17 protein-coding genes are annotated in these 18756 nt (G+C 73.8%); 12 read left to right on the top strand and 5 right to left on the bottom strand.

Going from position 1 to position 18756, the window contains the following annotated elements; all coding sequences use genetic code 11:
* The first annotated feature begins 8 nt into the window (after positions 1–8).
* Positions 9–335, top strand: a complete 327-nt coding sequence (locus B086_RS0110205) for a hypothetical protein (RefSeq protein WP_234029287.1) — start codon at positions 9–11, stop codon at positions 333–335.
* Positions 336–350: 15 nt separating this feature from the next.
* Here B086_RS0110205 and B086_RS0110210 read toward each other — a convergent pair whose 3' ends face one another.
* Positions 351–878, bottom strand: a complete 528-nt coding sequence (locus tag B086_RS0110210; protein WP_018566316.1) for a DUF6790 family protein — start codon at positions 876–878, stop codon at positions 351–353.
* Between the two features lie 56 nt (positions 879–934).
* Between B086_RS0110210 and B086_RS0110215 the strand changes: the two genes are divergently transcribed.
* From B086_RS0110215 to B086_RS0110260, 10 genes are all read left to right on the top strand, one after another.
* The gene (locus B086_RS0110215; RefSeq protein ID WP_018566317.1) at positions 935–1357 is read left to right on the top strand and encodes a MarR family winged helix-turn-helix transcriptional regulator; all 423 of its coding nucleotides are present in this window, start codon (positions 935–937) and stop codon (positions 1355–1357) included.
* Positions 1358–1462: 105 nt separating this feature from the next.
* Positions 1463–2113, top strand: a complete 651-nt coding sequence (locus tag B086_RS0110220; RefSeq protein WP_018566318.1) for a YciI family protein — start codon at positions 1463–1465, stop codon at positions 2111–2113.
* Positions 2114–2189: 76 nt separating this feature from the next.
* Positions 2190–3098, top strand: a complete 909-nt coding sequence (locus B086_RS0110225; protein WP_018566319.1) for a DUF2797 domain-containing protein — start codon at positions 2190–2192, stop codon at positions 3096–3098.
* Positions 3099–3182: 84 nt separating this feature from the next.
* Positions 3183–4190 carry an amidohydrolase family protein gene (locus B086_RS0110230; RefSeq protein ID WP_078531049.1) on the top strand — a complete coding sequence of 336 codons (1008 nt, stop codon included), beginning with the start codon at positions 3183–3185 and terminating at the stop codon, positions 4188–4190.
* 152 nt (positions 4191–4342) lie between these two features.
* A complete protein-coding gene (locus B086_RS0110235) occupies positions 4343–5083 on the top strand; it encodes a response regulator transcription factor (RefSeq protein WP_199790734.1) in 741 nt (246 codons plus the stop codon).
* Positions 5080–6906 carry an ATP-binding protein gene (locus B086_RS0110240; protein WP_018566322.1) on the top strand — a complete coding sequence of 609 codons (1827 nt, stop codon included), beginning with the start codon at positions 5080–5082 and terminating at the stop codon, positions 6904–6906. Before B086_RS0110235 ends, B086_RS0110240 begins: the two co-directional genes overlap by 4 nt.
* A 14-nt stretch (positions 6907–6920) precedes the next feature.
* Complete coding sequence (locus B086_RS39685; RefSeq protein ID WP_234029288.1) at positions 6921–8357, top strand: bifunctional glycosyltransferase family 2/GtrA family protein; 1437 nt, start codon at positions 6921–6923, stop codon at positions 8355–8357.
* Positions 8354–10735 (top strand): glycosyltransferase family 39 protein, encoded by a 2382-nt coding sequence (locus tag B086_RS0110250; RefSeq protein ID WP_018566323.1) that lies wholly within the window; start codon positions 8354–8356, stop codon positions 10733–10735. The genes B086_RS39685 and B086_RS0110250 overlap by 4 nt, the downstream gene beginning before the upstream one ends.
* Positions 10736–10879: 144 nt before the next feature.
* Positions 10880–12472 carry an MFS transporter gene (locus tag B086_RS0110255; RefSeq protein ID WP_018566324.1) on the top strand — a complete coding sequence of 531 codons (1593 nt, stop codon included), beginning with the start codon at positions 10880–10882 and terminating at the stop codon, positions 12470–12472.
* Between the two features lie 84 nt (positions 12473–12556).
* Positions 12557–13324, top strand: a complete 768-nt coding sequence (locus B086_RS0110260) for a TetR/AcrR family transcriptional regulator (protein WP_018566325.1) — start codon at positions 12557–12559, stop codon at positions 13322–13324.
* An 18-nt stretch (positions 13325–13342) separates the two neighbouring features.
* Here the strand turns inward: B086_RS0110260 and B086_RS0110265 are convergent, their stop codons facing one another.
* A complete protein-coding gene (locus B086_RS0110265) occupies positions 13343–13816 on the bottom strand; it encodes a PPOX class F420-dependent oxidoreductase (RefSeq protein WP_018566326.1) in 474 nt (157 codons plus the stop codon).
* 37 nt (positions 13817–13853) lie between these two features.
* Positions 13854–14210 (bottom strand): STAS domain-containing protein, encoded by a 357-nt coding sequence (locus B086_RS0110270; protein WP_018566327.1) that lies wholly within the window; start codon positions 14208–14210, stop codon positions 13854–13856.
* A gap of 281 nt (positions 14211–14491) precedes the next feature.
* Here B086_RS0110270 and B086_RS0110275 point away from each other — a divergent pair, with 281 nt between their 5' ends.
* Complete coding sequence (locus tag B086_RS0110275; protein ID WP_051115809.1) at positions 14492–15214, top strand: GAF and ANTAR domain-containing protein; 723 nt, start codon at positions 14492–14494, stop codon at positions 15212–15214.
* Positions 15215–15252: 38 nt separating this feature from the next.
* Here B086_RS0110275 and B086_RS0110280 read toward each other — a convergent pair whose 3' ends face one another.
* Positions 15253–16074, bottom strand: coding sequence for a YceI family protein (locus B086_RS0110280; protein WP_018566329.1), 822 nt, complete (start codon positions 16072–16074; stop codon positions 15253–15255).
* A gap of 104 nt (positions 16075–16178) precedes the next feature.
* Positions 16179–18752: an MFS transporter gene (locus B086_RS0110285; protein ID WP_026252282.1), complete on the bottom strand. Its 2574-nt coding sequence runs from the start codon at positions 18750–18752 to the stop codon at positions 16179–16181.
* Positions 18753–18756 lie beyond the last annotated feature (4 nt).

Genomic DNA, 18756 nt, shown 5'->3' on the forward strand with positions numbered 1-18756 from the left:
AGGGTGCTGTGCGGCAGGAGTGGCCGGAGGGGGAGTACGCGGATCCGGGCGCGGCGCGGGAGCGCTATGACGCGGACATGCGGGCGTCGCGTGCTGCGGTGCGCACCCTGTTCCGTGTGGAGATGCCCGTCGCGCACATGGGCTTGGTGATCGTGGTCATCGCGACCGTGTTCGTGGGGGCGGTCTGGTCGCCCGGGGCGGGCGCGATCGTCGCGGGAGTCTTTGCCGGGCTGTTCGCCGACGCTCTGGGCGTGGCGCTTCTGGTGGGTGGCCGGGGGCGGGACGCGGCGCGCGGCGCGTACAGGTTCACGTTCGGCTGGGCGGAACGGATCTAGCCCCGGACCCGGACGTCAGGCGGGCACGTGCGCGGTCGGCCGGGGGGAAGAGGCCAGGCGTCGGGAGCGTACCGCCAGGGCGATCATGACGGCCGGGATCAGGAGGTCGTTGACGAGGACTCCGCCGGTGTTGCCGGGGGCGTGGTCGCCGTTGGCGAACCACTGGTAGAGGTGCCCGGCCAGGGCGCCCCAGAGGAACATCCCGCCGCCGAGCCCGATGGTGATGCGCTCGCGGGCGGAGGCCGAGGCGGCCCGGAAGCCCATGACGGCCAGGCCGAGGTTGGCGAAGGCGATCTCGACCATGAAGGGCGTCCGGCCGAAGCCGATCGCCTCGGCCATGGTGTCCGGGACGGCGAGGAACGCGACCGTCATCCACAGGCTCCCGATGCCGAAGGCGCCGATGGCCCACCAGCGCTGCCAGATCTCCAGCGCCTCCTCGCGGGAGCGGGCACGGCGGGCGCGCAGGAAGGCGCCGGCGGCCGGTACCAGGATCCAGACCAGCGGGAAGGCGGAGCGGGCCAGGTAGGAGAAGTCGTCGTCCATGGCTTCAGTCTTACCTAGTTAACATTAACGCGTCAACACTCAGGTAGGGTGATGCCGTGGATGACGGACTCGGAGATCTGCTGCACCGCGTGGTCCTGCTGCTGGGCGAGGCGGCCCGGCGGCGTACGGACGGCGGTCCCGGCGGGCTCACCTACAGCCAGATCAGGCTCCTGGGCACGCTGGAGGACATCGAGCCGACGACGCAGCACGGGCTGGCGCAGGCGCTGTCGGTGTCCGACCCGGCGATCAGCCGCGCGCTGCGGCCGCTCGAAGCGGACGGCCTGGTGCGCATCACCGTCGACCCCGAACACGCGCGCCGCCGCCTGGTGCGCCTCACCGAGACCGGCCGGAGGGCCTTCCACGGCGCCGGGAAGCCGCTCCACGACGAACTCCGCACCGCACTCGTCGCGGCCGGCTTCCCCTACGAGCGCTACCTCGAAGACACCGCCCGGCTGGCCGAGTTCCTGGAGCCCGACTGAGCCCGACCGAGGAAGCGGCCGCACTCCTCCGGCGCCCCCCTACCTCGTGATGTCTCCTGGTATCTCTTGTGTCCCAGACGGCACAGCACCAGGAGTGAGCGCGCCATGGAGTACTTCTGCTACCACCGGGACCGGCCGGGATCCCTCGCGCTGCGCGAGGAACTGGTCGAGGCGCACTGGTCCTACATGGACGGGTACGCGGACCGGATGATCGCCCGCGGGCCGGTCTTCGACGAGGAGGAGACCCTCCTCGGCAGTGTGCACATCCTCGACCTGCCCGGCCCCGCCGCCGCCCGCGCGTTCGCCTTCGACGAGCCCAACTACCAGGCCGGGGCCTACCGGGACGTCCTGCTGCGGCGGTGGCGCAATCTGCTGGGGCGCACCATGTGGGACTTCCCGGGCGGGGCCGCCGACGGCCGGCGGTACCTGGTGATCGGCCTCGGACCCGGCCCTCGCCCCGGTGTCGGTTCCGGCCCCCGCCCTCGCCCCGGCGTCGGTTCCGGCCCCCGCCCTCGCCCCGGCGTCGGTTCCGGCTCCGGCGCGGCTGAGGGCAGGGCGGCGTCCGGCCCCGCCGTGCCGGACGTGCGCGACGACCTGATCGCGTACGGGCCGCTGCTGTCGGACGACGGCACCGCGTGGCTGGGCACGGCGGCGCTGGTCCGGGCGCGGGACGCGGCCGCGGCGCGCGCCGTACTGGGCGACGAGCCGTACGACGGTGTCGAGGTGCACCTGTGGGAGTTCGGCGGCCGACGGTGAGGCGACGCGAGGGACGGTGGCCGGGGCGGTCGCGCGGCACCGCCGTTGTCGGTGGTGGCTCGTACGCTCGTGGGTGATGGACCGGGTGTGGAGGTGCGCGGGGCTGCGGTGGGCGGCCGACGGACCCGTGCTGGCGTGGCAGGGCGGGCGCACGAGCGCGCTGCCGTGGGGGAAGCGGGTGGCCTTCGAGGTCGCCGAGGGGGGAGCGCGGACCTGCGTGGGGGCGCGGGGACACGCGTGTCCGGTACGGGCCGCCGTGCCGGGGCGGAGCACGGGGGCGCGGTGCGAGGAGTGCGCGCGCCTGGACCGGGCCCACTCCGTGGCCGCCGACACGGTCGCGGACGACCCCCGGCCGTACCACGTGTATCTGGCGTGGTTCGGGCCCGGCCTGACCAAGGTCGGGATCACCGCGGTCGAGCGGGGACCGGTGCGGCTGCTCGAACAGGGCGCGATCTGCTTCAGCTGGCTCGGCGCCGGACCGCTGATGGCGGCGCGCCGGACCGAGGAGCTGCTGCGCGCCGCGCTGGGGGTCCCCGACCGGATCCCCTACGCCGCGAAGCGCGCCGTGCGCTCCGCGCTGGACCCGGACCCGGCGGCGCGGGCCGCCGAGCTGAGCGCGCTGCACGAACGGGCGGGTGCGCTGGCCGACTGGCCCGAGTCGCTGGAGCGGGAGCCGTTCCGGCCGGTGGACCACGTCGGCGTGTACGGGCTCGACAGGAGGGGCGACGGAAGAATTCCCGAAGCCGTCGCCGAGGTGGGCGAACTGGTCGCGGGCGGCGTGGTCAGCGGTGCGCTGGTCGCCGCCGCCGGACCGGATCTGCATCTGGCCCACGGCAGCGGGGCCGTCGTCCTCGACACACGGCTGATGACCGGCTGGCCGCTGGGTCCGGCCGCGGACGGTGCGGGCGGGGGCGACCGGCTCACGCTGCCGGTGCGGGATTTCGGGCAGGGGCGGGCGAGGGGCGTTCAGGGTGGTCTGTTCTGAGGGTGCGGGTGTCCTGGGGTGCGGGGGAGCGAGAAGGGTCTCGGGGGTGGACGCGCGGCGCGCGCGAGGGTGATCGTGGGCGGCATGAGCGATCAGCCTCAGCCTCACCTCCGGCCCGAGCACCAGCTCCAGCACCAGCCGCACCCCCAGCCCGAACGCCAGCCCCAGCCCGAACGCCGGCCCCGGCCCACCCCCCGTACCGCGCCCGAGGTGGCACAGGAGGCGGCCGAGGTGCGGCGGTTCCAGGGCCGGTTCGGCCTGCCCGGACTCGTCGACGTGCACACGCACTTCATGCCCGAGCGGGTGCTGCGCAAGGTCTGGGAGTACTTCGACGGGCTCGGCGCGCTCACCGGTGGCCTGGAGTGGCCCATCACGTACCGCGAGGAGGAGGACCGGCGCGTCGACCGGCTGCGGGAGTTCGGGGTGCGGGCCTTCACCGCCATGCTCTACCCGCACAAGCCCGGCATGGCCGCGTGGCTGAACGGCTGGGCGGTCGGCTTCGCCCGCCGCACCCCCGACTGCCTGCACACCGCCACGCTCTTCCCGGAGGAGGGCGTGCACACCTACGTGCAGGAGGCCGTCGAGGCGGGCGCGCGGGTCTTCAAGGCACACGTCCAGGTCGGTGCGTACGACCCCGCCGACGAACTCCTCGACCCGGCCTGGGGGCTGCTCGCCGAGGCGGGCGTCCCCGTCGTGATCCACTGCGGCTCGGGACCCGCGCCCGGCAAGCACACCGGGCCCGAGCCGATCGGCCGCGTGCTCGCCCGGCACCCCCGGCTGCCGCTGATCGTCGCTCACATGGGCATGCCGGAGTACGAGGACTTCCTCGGCCTCGCCGAGCGGTACCCGCAGGTCAGACTGGACACGACCATGGCGTTCACCGACTTCGGCGAGAGTTTCGCGCCGTTCCCGTGCCGCGCCCTGCCCCGGCTGGCCGCCCTCGGTGACCGGATCCTGCTCGGGACGGACTTCCCCAACCTCCCCTATCCGTACGTCGAGCAGCTGTACGCCCTGGAGCGCCTCGGCCTGGGCGCCGACTGGCTGCGCGCGGTCTGCCACGACAACGGGGCACGGCTCTTCGGCCTGGAGTGACACCGTGGGAGGGGGGCCGGTCCGGGCGGGCGCACGGGCGGGCCGGAGCGGTGAGGCTCCCAGGTGTTCCCTGAGCGGTCCCTGTGCGTTTCTCAGGGAAAACACAGATTCGTGCAAGCGTGTTCTCAGAGGGCGCCGCCAAGGTGGCCGACATGACCACGACTTCGCCCCAGGGGCGCACCGAACTGCTGAGGGCGGACGGGAGCCCCGTCCGCGTGCTCGTGGTGGACGACGAGCAGTCGATCACCGAACTGCTGTCCATGGCCCTGCGCTACGAGGGCTGGCAGATCCGCAGCGCGGACGACGGGGTGGGCGCGCTGAAGAGCGCGCGCGAGTTCCGGCCCGACGCCGTCGTCCTCGACATGATGCTGCCCGACATGGACGGCCTCACCGTGCTGGGCCGGCTGCGCCGCGACCTGCCGGACGTGCCCGTCCTCTTCCTGACCGCCAAGGACGCCGTCGAGGACCGGATCGCCGGTCTCACCGCGGGCGGGGACGACTACGTGACCAAGCCGTTCAGCCTGGAGGAGGTCGTCGCGCGGCTGCGCGGACTGATCCGGCGTGCGGGCGCCGCCGACCGGCGCTCCGAGTCCGTGCTGGTCGTCGGCGACCTCACCCTCGACGAGGACAGCCACGAGGTCTCGCGCGGCGGCGACAACATCCATCTGACCGCCACCGAGTTCGAGCTGCTGCGCTTCCTCATGCGCAACCCGCGGCGCGTGCTGAGCAAGGCGCAGATCCTGGACCGTGTCTGGTCGTACGACTTCGGCGGCCAGGCCAACGTCGTCGAGCTGTACATCTCCTATCTCCGCCGCAAGATCGACGCGGGCCGCGATCCGATGATCCACACCCGGCGCGGCGCCGGATACCTGATCAAGCCCGCGGTGTCGTGACCGACGGCGGACCACGGCAGGCCCAGCAGGCCCAGCGGACCCAGCGGTTCCGGCGGCCCCGGCGCGGACGGCAGCCGCGCACCCTGCGGACCCGGCTCGTCGTCGCGTCCGTCGTGCTGATCGCCGTGGTCTGCGGGGTCATCGGCTCGGTGACGGCCCTGGCGCTCCGCTCCCATCTGTACGAACAGCTCGACGGGCAGCTCGGCGAGGTCGCCGCGCGCGCCTCCGGTGTGTTCCGGCCGCCGGGCCGGCCCGGCAAGCAGTGGGCCCCCGACCAGCGGCTCGGCGCCCCCGAGCCCAAGGACATCCGGCTCAGCGACTTCGTCAAGGGGCCGCAGCCCGGCGGCACCGTCGTGGCCAGGACCGAGAACGGCACCATCACCGAGGCCGAGGTCGGCGACAAGACCCGGGACGACGCCGGGGTCCCGCAGGTGGACGCCAAGTCCCTCACCGCGGACCAGCGCGCCGCGCTCGGCTCCGTCGCCCAGGACCAGGGCAAGCACACCGTCGACCTGCCCGGCCTGGGCGGCTACCGCGTCGTCCACGCCACCGGCCCCAACGGCAGCTTCTACGTGGCCATACCGACCACGGAGGTCGACAACACCGTACGGACCCTCGTCCTGGTGGAGATCAGCGTCACCGTCGCCGGGCTCGTCGCCGCCTCGCTCGCCGGTGCCGCCATCGTCGGCGTCGCGCTGCGCCCGCTGCGCCGGGTCGCCGCCACCGCCACCCGGGTCTCCGAACTCCCGCTGCACGCGGGCGAGGTGAACCTCAGCGAACGCGTCCCGGCACCGGAGACCGACCCGCGCACCGAGGTCGGACAGGTGGGCCTGGCGCTCAACCGCATGCTCGACCACATCCACGGCGCCCTGCACGCACGGCAGCGCAGCGAGACGCGGGTCCGCCAGTTCGTCGCGGACGCCAGCCACGAGCTGCGCACCCCGCTCGCCTCGATCCGCGGCTACGCCGAACTCACCCGGCGCGGCGGCGAGCGGATCGGCCCGGACACCCGGCACGCGCTGGGCCGTATCGAGTCCGAGGCCGACCGGATGACGCTGCTGGTGGAGGATCTGCTGCTGCTCGCCCGGCTGGACGCGGGCCGGCCGCTGCGCTTCGAGCCGACCGACCTCCTGCCGCTGGTCGTGGACACCGTCAGCGACGCGCGAGCGGCCGGTCCCGGCCACACCTGGCGGCTCGACCTGCCCGGCGAACCGGCCGCGGTGTCGGCGGACCCGGCACGCCTCCAGCAGGTGCTGGTCAACCTGCTGGCCAACGCCCGTACGCACACCGCGCCCGGCACGACCGTGACCGCGCGCGTGCGGCGGGACGGGCCGTGGCTGCGCCTGGACGTCGAGGACGACGGACAGGGCATCCCGGCCGGGCTGCTGCCGCACGTTTTCGAACGGTTCGCGCGCGGCGACTCGGGCCGCTCCCGCGCCACCGGTTCGACCGGGCTCGGGCTGGCCATCGTGCGCGCCGTGGCCGCCGCGCACGGCGGCACCGTCGGCGTGGACAGCGAGCCGGGGCGGACCGTCTTCACGGTACGGCTGCCCGCCCTCGGCACGACCGCCGCACCGGCCACCGGCCTCCTTGCCCTCCCGGTCTCCGGCTCCCCCGCCCTCCCGGCCACCGGCCTCCTTGCCCTCCCGGTCTCCGGCTCCCCCGCCCTCCCGGTCTCCGGCGCCCCTGCCTTCCCGGTCACCGGCCCCTCTGCCCTCCCTCCGGCGGCCCCGGCCCGGCCCGCGCCCTGCGAGAAGGCGGCCCCGGGCCCGCACTCACAGGCGCAGCACAGTGTCACCACATCGGTGCGACAGGGGGGTTGAGAAGAGTCGGTCCCATGCGAACCGACCCCTATCCCGGTCCTCTCCCGGCACGGGAGCACCTCCCGGCCGCGGACGCCGGTACGCCGGTCCTGGACGTGGTGATCCCCGTCTACAACGAGGAGAAGGACCTCCGGCCCTGTGTGCTCCGCCTGCACGAGCACCTGACCCGGACCTTCCCGTACGCGTTCCGCATCACCGTCGCCGACAACGCCTCCACCGACAGCACCCCGCGGGTGGCGGCGGCGCTGGCGGCGGAGCTGGCCGGGGTGCGCAGCGCCCGCCTCGAACAGAAGGGGCGGGGCCGCGCCCTGCGAGCCGTCTGGTCGGCCTCGGAGGCACCGGTCCTCGCCTATATGGACGTGGACCTGTCCACCGACCTGAACGCGCTGCTGCCCCTGGTGGCGCCGCTGATCTCCGGCCACTCCGACCTGGCCATCGGCTCCCGGCTCGCCCGCAGTTCACGGGTGGTGCGCGGCACCAAGCGGGAGCTGATCTCCCGCTCCTACAACCTGATCCTGCGCGGCTCGCTCCAGGCCCGCTTCTCCGACGCGCAGTGCGGGTTCAAGGCGATACGGCGCGATGTCGCCCAGGTGCTGCTGCCGCTGGTGGAGGACACCGGGTGGTTCTTCGACACCGAGATGCTGGTGCTCGCCGAACGGGCCGGGCTGCGCATCCACGAGGTGCCGGTCGACTGGGTCGACGACCCGGACTCCACGGTGCACATCGTGCGGACCGCGACCGACGATCTGAAGGGCGTGTGGCGGGTCGGCAAGGCTCTGGCCACCGGTTCGCTGCCGCTGGACCGGCTCGCCCGGCCCTTCGGTGACGACCCGCGCGACCGGGACATCCAGGACGTGCCCAGGGGACTGGCCCGGCAACTGGTCGGGTTCTGCGTCGTCGGTGTCCTGTCCACCCTCTTCTATCTGCTGCTCTACAGCCTCTTCCGGCAGTTCGCCGGCTCCCAGACCGCCAACGCGCTCGCCCTGCTGGTCTCGGCGGTCGCCAACACCGCGGCCAACCGGCGGCTGACCTTCGGTGTGCGCGGGCGCGGCGGCGCGGTGCGCCATCAGGCGCAGGGCCTGGTGGTCTTCGCCATCGGCCTCGCGCTGACCAGCGGCTCCCTGGCGGCGCTGGCCCTGGCGACCAGTACCCCGGCGCACTCCACCGAACTGGCCGTCCTGGTCGCCGCCAACCTGGCCGCGACCGTGCTGCGCTTCCTGCTCTTCCGCGCCTGGGTCTTCCCGGAACCGCGCGAGGAGCCACCACGGACGGCGCCCGCGCACCCGCAGGGGTCCCGGCCCGTCGCGATCCGGCCCCAGCACCCGTACGGCACCCGCCACGACCACAGCGACACCGACGGCATCGGCCGCAGCGCCGCCGAAGGCAACGGCCCCGACCTCGGAATCGACCTCGAAATCGACCTCGGAATCGACCAGAAGGACCCCCGATGACCACCGAACACGACCGGAACGGTCGCCAGCCCGGCACGGGACCGTCCTCCTGGGACCCGCCCCCGGCCGCACCCCCGGCCGCGCCACCGTCCGCATCCCCGTCCCTGTCTCCTTCCGTACCCCCGCCCTCGCGCCCGTCCGCCGTGGCGACGGCCGAGCCCCCGGCCCCCGCCGCCGCCCCGCCCTCCGCGTCCCCCGCCCCGCACGGCGCCGATCCGCGGCTGCCCTTCGCGCGCCGCCTGTGGCGCGGCCGGCCCGAGGATCCGCGCTGGGCCCGGCCCGCCCTCCTCGCCCTGCTGCTCGCGACCGCCCTGCTCTATCTGTGGAACCTGAGCGCCTCCGGCTACGCCAACTCCTTCTACTCGGCGGCCGTGCAGGCGGGCAGCACCTCGTGGAAGGCGTTCTTCTTCGGTTCGCTGGACGCGGGCAACGCCATCACCGTGGACAAGCCGCCGGCCGCGCTGTGGCCGATGGCGCTCTCGGTGCGGCTGTTCGGCCTCAGCTCCTGGGCGATCCTCGTGCCCGAGGTGATCATGGGCGTCCTCACGGTCGCCGTGGTGTACGCCTCGGTGCGCCGCCGGTTCAGCCCCGCGGCCGGACTGATCGCGGGCGCGGTGCTCGCGCTCACCCCGGTGGCCGCGCTGATGTTCCGCTTCAACAACCCGGACGCGCTGCTCGCCCTGCTCATGGCGCTCACCGTGCACCTCGTGGTCCGCGCCCTGGAGGACGGCCGCACCAAGTGGCTGGTGTGGGCGGGCGTGGCGGTCGGCTTCGCCTTCCTGGCCAAGACCCTCCAGGCGTTCCTGATCCTGCCGCCGCTGGCCCTGCTCTACGGGATCTGCGGGCCGGTCGCCCTGCGCAAGCGGCTCGGGCAGCTCGCGCTGGCCACCCTGGCGCTGGTCGTCTCCGGCGGCTGGTGGGTGGCGATCGTCGAGCTGTGGCCGGCCTCCTCCCGGCCGTACATCGGCGGTTCGCAGCACAACAGCTTCCTGGAGCTGACCTTCGGCTACAACGGCCTCGGCCGGATCAACGGCGACGAGACCGGCAGCGTCGGCGGCGGAGGCGGTCCGGGCGGGCGCGGCGGCGGGGGCGGCATGTGGGGTGAGACCGGCTGGGACCGGATGTTCAACTCCGAGGTCGGCGGCCAGGTCTCCTGGCTGCTGCCCGCCGCGCTGATCCTGCTGGTGGCCGGGGTGCTCGTGACCCGCAGGGCCCGGCGCACCGACCTTGCCCGCGGGTCCTTCCTCGCCTGGGGCGGCGCGCTGCTGATGACCCTGGCCGTCTTCAGCTACATGGCGGGCATCTTCCACCAGTACTACACGGTCGCCCTCGCGCCCTACCTCGCGGCCGTGGTGGGCATGGGCGTGACCGTGCTGTGGGAGGAGCGGTCCAGGACCTGGGCGTCGCTCACGCTGGCCGCCGCCGTCACGGCGACCGCCGCGTGGGGGTACGTCCTGCTGCACCGCACCCCCGACCACCTGCCGTGGCTCCGCTGGCTGGTCCTGGTCGGCGGTCTCGCCACCGCCCTCGGACTGGTCTTCGTGACCCGGATCGGCCGGCGGCTGGCCGTCGCCGTGGTCGCCGCGGGCTTCGTGACCTGCCTGGCCGGTCCGACGGCGTACACGCTGAGCACGGTGAACTCCGCGCACACCGGCTCCATCCCCACGGCGGGTCCGGCGGGCGCGGGCATGCGGGGCTTCGGCGGCCGGGGCGGCTTCCCCGGCGGCGGCGAGGGCATGCGCGGCGGCCTCCCCGGCGGGGGCGGCCAGCCGGGCCGGAACCAGCAGAACGGCAACGGCTTCCCGGGCGGCGGCACCGGCGGCACCGGCGGCTTCCCGGGCGGCGGCCAGAACGGCGGGACCGCCCCCAACGGCCAGAACGGCACCGGTGGCCAGAACGGCAACGGCTTCCCCGGCGGCGGCCGGACCGGCGAGGGCGGCCGTGCGGGCGGCCCCGGCGGCATGGGCGGCCTGCTCGACGGCGCGAACGTCTCCGCCGCCGCCAAGAAGCTGCTGGAGCAGGACGCGTCCGCCTACACCTGGGCCGCCGCGTCCATCGGCTCGCAGAACGCGGCCAGTTACCAGCTCGCCACCGGCAAGCCGGTCATGGCGATCGGCGGCTTCAACGGCACCGACCCGTCCCCGACCCTGGCCCAGTTCCAGCAGTACGTGGCGCAGGGCCGGATCCACTACTTCATCTCCGGCGGCGGCATGGGCGGCGGCATGGGCGGCAACGGCACCTCCGCCCAGATCACCTCCTGGGTGGAGAAGACCTTCAAGAAGGTCACGGCGGGATCGGCCACGTTCTACGACCTGACGCAGAAGACGGGCACCACCGGCAGCACCGGCAGCACCGGCAGCACGGACAGCACCGGCTGACGGACGCCTGAGCACCCCTCACCGCACCCGGGGAGGCGGCGGCCGCACACCGGCCACCGCCTCCCCTCGCTGTGCCCGCCGCGCCCGCCGCGCCCGGAGTAAATGCGTTGTACACCGTACAGGGACAGTTCTACGCTGTATGGCATGTCAACCGCCTCCCCGGACCGGACCGGGGCCCCGAGCCTGCCGCAGCCCCAGGGCCACCCCCAGCGCTGGCTGATCCTGGGCGTCATCTGTCTCGCGCAGCTCACCGTGCTGCTCGACAACACCGTCCTGAACGTCGCGATCCCCTCGCTCACCCGCGAGCTGCACGCGGCCACCTCCGACATCCAGTGGATGATCAACGCGTACTCGCTCGTGCAGTCCGGGCTGCTGCTGACCGCGGGCAGCGCGGCCGACCGCTACGGCCGCAAGAAGATGCTGATCGCGGGCCTGGCCCTGTTCGGCGCGGGCTCGCTGGTCGCCGGACTCGCCCAGTCCACCGGGCAGCTGATCGCCGCCCGCGCGGGCATGGGCGTCGGCGGCGCGCTGCTGCTGACCACCACGCTCGCCGTCGTGATGCAGATCTTCACCCCGGACGAGCACCCGAAGGCCATCGGCATCTGGAGCGCGGTCAGCGCGCTGGGCTTCGCGGCCGGACCGCTGATCGGCGGCTTCGTGCTCAACCACTTCTGGTGGGGCGCGATCTTCCTGATCAACCTGCCGGTGGCGGCCCTCGGCCTGGTCGCGGCCGTCGTCCTGGTCCCCGAGTCGAAGGCGGCCCGCGCCCCCCGGCCGGACCCCGACCCGGCGGCGGCCCCCGGCTCCCCGGACCCGGGCGGCAGTCCCGGGCGCCCCGACCGCCCCGACCTGCTCGGCGCGCTGCTGTCCACGGTCGGCATGGCCGCGCTCGTCTACGCCATCATCTCGGGCCCCACGCACGGCTGGACGTCGGCGCGGGTGCTGGGCACGGCGGCCGCCGCCGTGGTGGTGCTGGCGGTCTTCGCGCGCCACGAGAGCCGGACCCCGTACCCCATGCTCGACATGCACTTCTTCCGCGACCGGCGGTTCACGGGCGCGGTCTCCGGGGCGGTGCTGATCGCGTTCGGGATGGGCGGCTCGCTGTTCCTGCTCACCCAGCACCTCCAGTTCGTGCTGGGCTACGGCCCGCTGGAGGCCGGTCTGCGCACCGCGCCGCTCGCCCTGACCGTGGTGGTGCTGAACTTCTCCGGGCTCGGGGCCAGGGCGACGGTGAAGCTCGGCACCCCGGTGTCGATCCTGCTCGGCATGGTGCTGCTCTCGGGCGGCCTGGTGTCGATCGCGCTCCTGACGGAGCACGGGTACGCCGGTACGCTCCTCGGCCTGCTGCTGATCGGCGCCGGTACCGCGCTCGCCGGTCCGGCCATGGCGCACGCCATCATGAGCGCGATCCCACCGGCCAAGGCGGGGGTCGGCGCCGGGGTGAACGGCACGCTGGCCGAGTTCGGCAACGGGCTCGGGGTGGCCGTGCTGGGCGCCGTCCTCACCTCGCGGTTCGCCGCGCTGGTCCCGGTGGCCGCGACCTCCCTGCCCGCCGCGCTGGCCGCGGCGCACGACGGCGCGGAGAAGGACCGGATCCTGGACGCGTACGCCGCCGGGCTGTCCACCAGCCAGCTCGCCGGGGCGGCGGCCGTGCTGCTCGGCGGCGTGCTGGCCGCCGCGTTGCTGCGCCGGGCGGAGCGGGCAGACTCGGAGGTGGCGGCGGAGGCAGGGGCCTGAAGGCCGTCCCGGGGCTCCGCCGGGAGGCGCCCGCGCGAGGAGATCTAGCATGACGGGCGTCGGGACGGCTGAGGAAGGTGCGCCATGGTGAAGGCAGCGGGAGCCAGGGGCGCGGCCCGGACCAGTGTCTGGCTGGCGGGCAGGGAACGCCGGGGCGGGCGCGGCGGCGGGCAGCCGTCCGGGCTCGACCGGGAGCGGATCACCGCGGCCACGGTGCGGCTGCTGGACGCCGACGGGCTGTCCGGGTTCTCCATGCGCAGGCTCGCCGCCGAGCTGAACGTCACCGCGATGTCCGTCTACTGGTACGTCGACACCAAGGACGACCTCCTCGAACTCGCCCTCGACGCGGCCTTCGCCGAGCTGCGCCTGCCCGAGGCGGAGGCCGGTGCGGACTGGCGCGAGGAGGTGCGCTCGCTCGCCGCCGAGTACCGCGCGCAGCTGGTGCGCCACCCCTGGGTGTCCCCGCTGTACGGCCGCTACCTGAACATCGGCCCGAACCACCTGGCCTTCTCGCGCGCGGTGATGGGCGTCATCGGCCGCACCGGACTGCCCGAGCACCGGGTGGCCGGCGCCATCGCGGCCGTCTTCCAGTTCGTCTACGGCTACGGCACGATCGAGGGCCAGTTCCTGAGCCGGTTCGCGGACAGCGGCATGAGCGTGGACGACTTCCACCGGCAGGCGATGCGCGAGGCGCTGGAGCACCGGACGGCGGCGGACGTCATGCGGCGGTCCAAGGAGATCAGCGACGCCCGCGGCGGCGACACCGTCGCGGAGATGCTCGACCGCGACTTCGCCTTCGCCCTCGACCTGCTGGTCGCGGGCATCGAGGCGATGGTCGCCCGCGGCGGCTGAGCGCCCCCGCCGGGCCCGCTACGGCTGCTGGGGCGCCAGGCGTGCCGGGAAGCCGCCGGTGGCGACCGGGCCCCAGCGCTCGGGGGTGATCCGGATGAGCGACTTGCCCTGGTCGGTCATCGCCCGCCGGTACTCGTCCCAGTCGGGGTGCTCACCGGCGATGGCGCGGTAGTACTCCACGAGCGGTTCGACCGAGTCCGGCGCGTCCACGACCTCGGCGGTGCCGTCGATCTGCACCCAGGGCCCGTTCCACTCGTCGCTGAGCACGACGAGGGCCACCCGGGCGTCCCGTTTGGCGTTGCGGGTCTTGGCGCGCTCCGGATAGGTGGAGACGACGATCCGTCCGGCGCCGTCCACCCCGCAGGTCAGCGGAGAGGCCTGCGGGCCGCCGTCGGCGCGCCGGGTCAGCAGCAGGGCGCGGTGGCGGGGGCGTACGAAGTCGAGGAGTTCCTCGCGCGAGACGCGGGTGTTGGTCGCGATGCCGGGTGCCATGCCCGCAGCCTAGGCGTCTGCCCGGCCTCCCGCCCCCTCAGGTCCGCAGCGCCTGCTCCGGGTCGTCGTACACCGGGACGTCCCGGCGTACGCCGGTGACCTCCAGGACGCGGCGGGGGATGCCGTGGGGGGCCGCCGCGACCCGCAGCCGGATGTGCGGGGGCAGCCGGTGCAGGACGTCGAGGACCAGCCGGGCGCCCTGGGAGTCCATGAAATCGGTCTGGGTGAGGTCCAGCACCAGCAGGCGCAGCCGGGCGGCGCGGGCGGCCGCGTGCGCGAGGACACCGGCGCACAGGGCGGGGGCGTTGGACAGGTCGATCTCGGGCGGCAGGACGAACAGCGTGCCGCGGCCGGGCACGTCACGCACCCGGCACGGGCTCGGGATGTGGGTCATGGCACTCACCTGGGGGATAGGTGGACATCCGTCCGGTCAAGGCCCGTCCGGCGGGCGGCCGCCGGGCCGGGGCCCCTCGTCGGCAGGCCGACGGAACCCAGGCCGCTTCCTGACCCGTCGTACCCCATTCCACCACTCCCACGCGCCGGTTCCCAGGGCCCGGGGCCGACCGTCAACCAGGCGTAAGACTCCTGGAAGGACGAGATAAGGTTCTGCTCGTCCTGTGCTCGCAGTCGGGAATGTGCTGCGGAGCTCTCCTGCGCATGGCCTTGGTGCCGTGCATGCCGAAGAGGTTCGTGGTGCCTGCGTCCGACTTTTCTGAATTGCCCCGTTTTTCGGGGGGCATCGAGCTGTCCGAAGCCCTGACCGTGGCCGCTCAGCAGCTCCACGACACCGACAGCCCGCACAACACCATGCGCGCCGCCGTCCGGCTCGCCGTGCACCTGCTGCCGGGCGCCGAGTACGCGGGCATCGCGGTGCTCGACCGCGCGGCCCCGCCCCGCACGGTGGCCTGGAGCGACGACGTCGTACGCGCCGCCGGGGCCCCGGACGGCGACGGCGCCCAGCCGCCCTACTGGGACGGGCTGTGGCAGGCGCCCGTGGTGCGGGTGACCGACAGCGAGACCGAGGACGGCTGCGCGGCCCTGGCCGCCGCGGGGCTGCGCTCGGCGCTCGCGCTGCGGCTGCGTGCCGAGAAGCGGCGGCTGACGGTGCTCACCGCCTACTCCGGCAAGCCGCGCGCCTTCGACGCCACGGCGGTCCGGGTGGGGCGGCTGTTCACCGCGCACGTGAGCCTCGCCCTGGACTCGGCGACCGTGCGCGAGCAGCTCACCGAGGCGATGCGCACCCGCGATCTGATCGGCCAGGCCACCGGCATCCTGATGGAGCGTCTGGACATCGACGCGGCCGAGGCGTTCGACAGCCTGGTGCGCGCCTCGCAGCGGGAGAACGTCAAGCTGCGCGACCTGGCCCGCCGCCTCGTCGACACGAAGAACGCCACGTGAGGGCGGCGGCGGGGCCGGGGTGAGGCGCGGGGCGGACGTCAGGCCGCGGGCAGGGAGTCGCCCTGCACGGCCTGGATGTCCAGCTCCACCTTCAGGGTGGTGCCGATGGCGGCGATGCCCGCCTGGAGGACCTGGTTGTAGTTCATGGCGAAGTCCTCGCGCCGCAGTTCGGTGACGGCCCGGAAGGCGGCGCGGGTGCCGCCCCAGGGGTCGGCGCCGGTGCCGAGGTAGGCGAGGTCGAGGTCGACCGGGCGCACCACACCGTGCATGGTCAGCTCGCCGCCGACCGTCCAGCGGTCCGAACCGGCGGCGGTCAGCGTGGTGCTCCGGAAGGTGATCTCCGGGTACCGCTCGACGTCCAGGAAGTCCGCGGACTTCAGATGGCCGTCGCGCATGCCGTTGCCGGTGTCGATGGAAGAGGCCCGGATGACCGCCTCCACCCGGGACTTGGTGACGTCGTCGGGGGCGATCTCGATGGTGCCGCCGAACTCGGTGAACCGGCCGTGCACGCTGGAGATGCCCAGGTGCTGGGCGACCGCGGCCACCGAGGAGTGCGCCGGGTCGATGGTCCACGGCCCCGGCGGCGGCAGCTCGGTGCCGCCCTGGCGGGCCAGCGTCACGGTGCCCGCCTCGGCCCGCCCGCTGGCGGTGACGATCGCGCTGGAGGCGGCCGGCGCGTACCCGACGGCGGTGACGATGACGGTGTACGCCCCCGGTGCCAGCTCGGTGGTGTCCCGCACCGCGCCCTCGTGGTCGGCCTCGGCGCGCAGCACCTGCGTCCCGGTCATGTCGGTCACCGTGACGACCGCGTGCGACACGGCCCATCCGTCCCGGGTGCGGATCCTCGCGGTCAGTCCCATCCCGTTGTCTCCCTGAGAAGCCTTGCGTAAAAAGTCCGGAAAATGACCGGCCCGCGGCAGGGCGCCTCCACTGGGAGCGCGCCCCGCCCCGGGCCGGGGGTGAACTACTCGCCGGGGTGGGCGAGTGCGATGTCGTGGTCGTCGACACCGCGGCCCGAGACCGCGAGCGCCGTCGCCACCGGCGGGTAGCCCGTCGCGATGACGGTGTACTCGCCGCTGTTCAGGTCGGTGAAGGCGTACGCCCCGTCCGCGCCGGTGGTGGCCGTGCCGACCACGTTGCCCGCCGCGTCGACCAGCGTCACGCGGGCGTCCGCGAGCGGACCGTGCGGGGCCCGTACGACGCCCTGGAGCTGCGCGCCGGAGTCCAGGTCGACCTCGATCCGGGTGACCCCGGTGCCGCCCACCTCGACGGGCAGCGCGCGCGGCCGGAACCCGGCGGCGTTCACCGCGACGGTCACCACGCCCGGCACCAGCTCGGCGAAGGAGAACTCGCCCTGCTCACCGGTGGACCCGGTGGCCAGCAGATCGCCGCGCACATCGGTGACGATCACCATGGCGTCCTTGACCGGGAGGGTCGTCTCCGCGGACCGCACCACACCGCTCAGTCCGCTGGTGCCGCTGAGCAGGATGTCGAACGCCACCGGCTCGTCGTGGACGACGATCGTGGACGCCTGCGGCTGGAAGCCGTCGGCGGAGGCGATCAGGACGTACGAGCCCGCGCCGGGCGTGTCCACCGTGTAGCCGCCGTCGGCCTGGGCGACCGCGCGGCCGAGCTGGCGGCCGGTCAGCGAGATCAGCGTGACGGCGGCCCGGGGCACCGGGGCGCTCTCGGCGCCGCGGACGAAGCCGTGCACCGGGACCCCGCCGCCCGCGGGGGCGGCGGCCGGCTCCCGCGGGGCCGCCGTGGCGACGGCGGCCGGCCGCTGGGTGCCCTCGGGACCGGTCTCCGTGGTGGCGGCGGCCGTGGCCCAGCTGGGCACCTTGTCCTCGGCCGGGGCCGCGAACTGGTCGGCGGCCGCGAGGGGGGCCTGCTCCTGGGCCTCGGCGACGGCCGGGGCCGCCACCGGGTCGACCGGCGCCGGCGCGCCCTCGGCGGCCTGCGAGAGACCGCCCCGGGTGCGCAGCGGGACCTCCTTGATGAACAGCGTGATCAGGAAGGCGATGGCGGCCATGCAGCCGGCGATCAGGAAGATGTCGGCGATGCCGTGCCCGTAGGCGCTCTCGATGACCGTGCGCAGCGGCGCCGGGAGCTTGGCGACGTCCGGGATGGTGCCGGTGGACGAGCCGCCCATGGCGGCCTGGTACTTCGGGTCGAGTCCGGCCAGGCCGTCCTTGACGTAGTCGGTGATCCGGTGGGCCAGGACCGCGCCGAGCGCGGAGACGCCCACCGCGCCGCCCAGCGAGCGGAAGAAGGTGACCGTGGAGCTGGCCGAGCCGAGGTCGCTCGGGTCGACCTGGTTCTGCGTGCACAGCACCAGGTTCTGCATCATCATGCCGATGCCGAGACCCAGCAGGGCCATGAAGATCGCCATCTTCCAGTACGCCGTGTCGTACCGGATGGTGCCCAGCAGGCCGAGGCCCGCCGTCACCAGCACGCCACCGCTGACCAGCCACGCCTTCCAGCGCCCGGTGCGGGTGATGAACTGCCCGGAGACGGTGGAGGAGACGAACAGACCGCCGATCATCGGGATGGTCAGCACACCGGACATGGTCGGGGTCTTGCCCCGGGCCAGCTGGAAGTACTGGCTGAAGAAGACCGTGCCGGTGAACATCGCGACACCGACGAAGAGCGAGGCGAGCGACGCCAGCGTGATCGTGCGGTTGCGGAACAGCCGCAGCGGGATGATCGGCTCGGCGGCCCTGGACTCGATCAGCGCGAACAGCAGGCCGAGGAGGATCGATCCGCCGACCATGACGGCGGTCTGCCAGGACAGCCAGTCGTACTTGTCACCGGCGAAGGTGACCCAGATCAGCAGCAGCGAGACGGCCGCGGCGATCATGGTCGCGCCGGCCCAGTCGACCTTCACGTCCCGCTTGACGACGGGCAGGTGCAGGGTCTTCTGGAGGACGATCAGGGCGAGGATCGCGAAGGGCACGCCGACGTAGAAGCACCAGCGCCAGCCCAGCCACGAGGTGTCGGTGATGACACCGCCGAGCAGCGGGCCGCCGACGGTGGCGACGGCGAAGGTGGCACCGAGGTAACCGGAGTAGCGGCCACGCTCGCGCGGGGAGATCATCGCGGCCATGACGATCTGCGCCAGGGCGGACAGACCGCCGACGCCGACACCCTGGACCACGCGGCAGACGATCAGCATGCCGGGGTTCTGCGACAGGCCGGCGGCCATCGACGCCACGACGTAGATGATCAGGGCTATCTGGACGAGCGCCTTCTTGCTGTACAGGTCCGCCAGCTTGCCCCACAGGGGGGTCGAGGCGGTCATCGACAGCAGGGCGGCGGTGACCACCCAGGTGTAGGCGGACTGGCCGCCACCGAGGTCACCGATGATCTTCGGCAGGGCGTTGGAGACGATCGTGGACGACAGGATCGCCACGAACATGCCGAGCAGCAGCCCGGAGAGCGCCTCCATGATCTGCCGGTGCGTCATCGGAGCGCCGTCCGGGGAGCCGCCCCCGTGCTTGGCGTGAGCCCGCACACCGGCTGGTGTGGTCGTTGCCATGGGC

Source organism: Streptomyces sp. PsTaAH-124, assembly GCF_000373685.1.
Taxonomy (GTDB): Bacteria; Actinomycetota; Actinomycetes; order Streptomycetales; family Streptomycetaceae; genus Streptomyces; species Streptomyces andamanensis.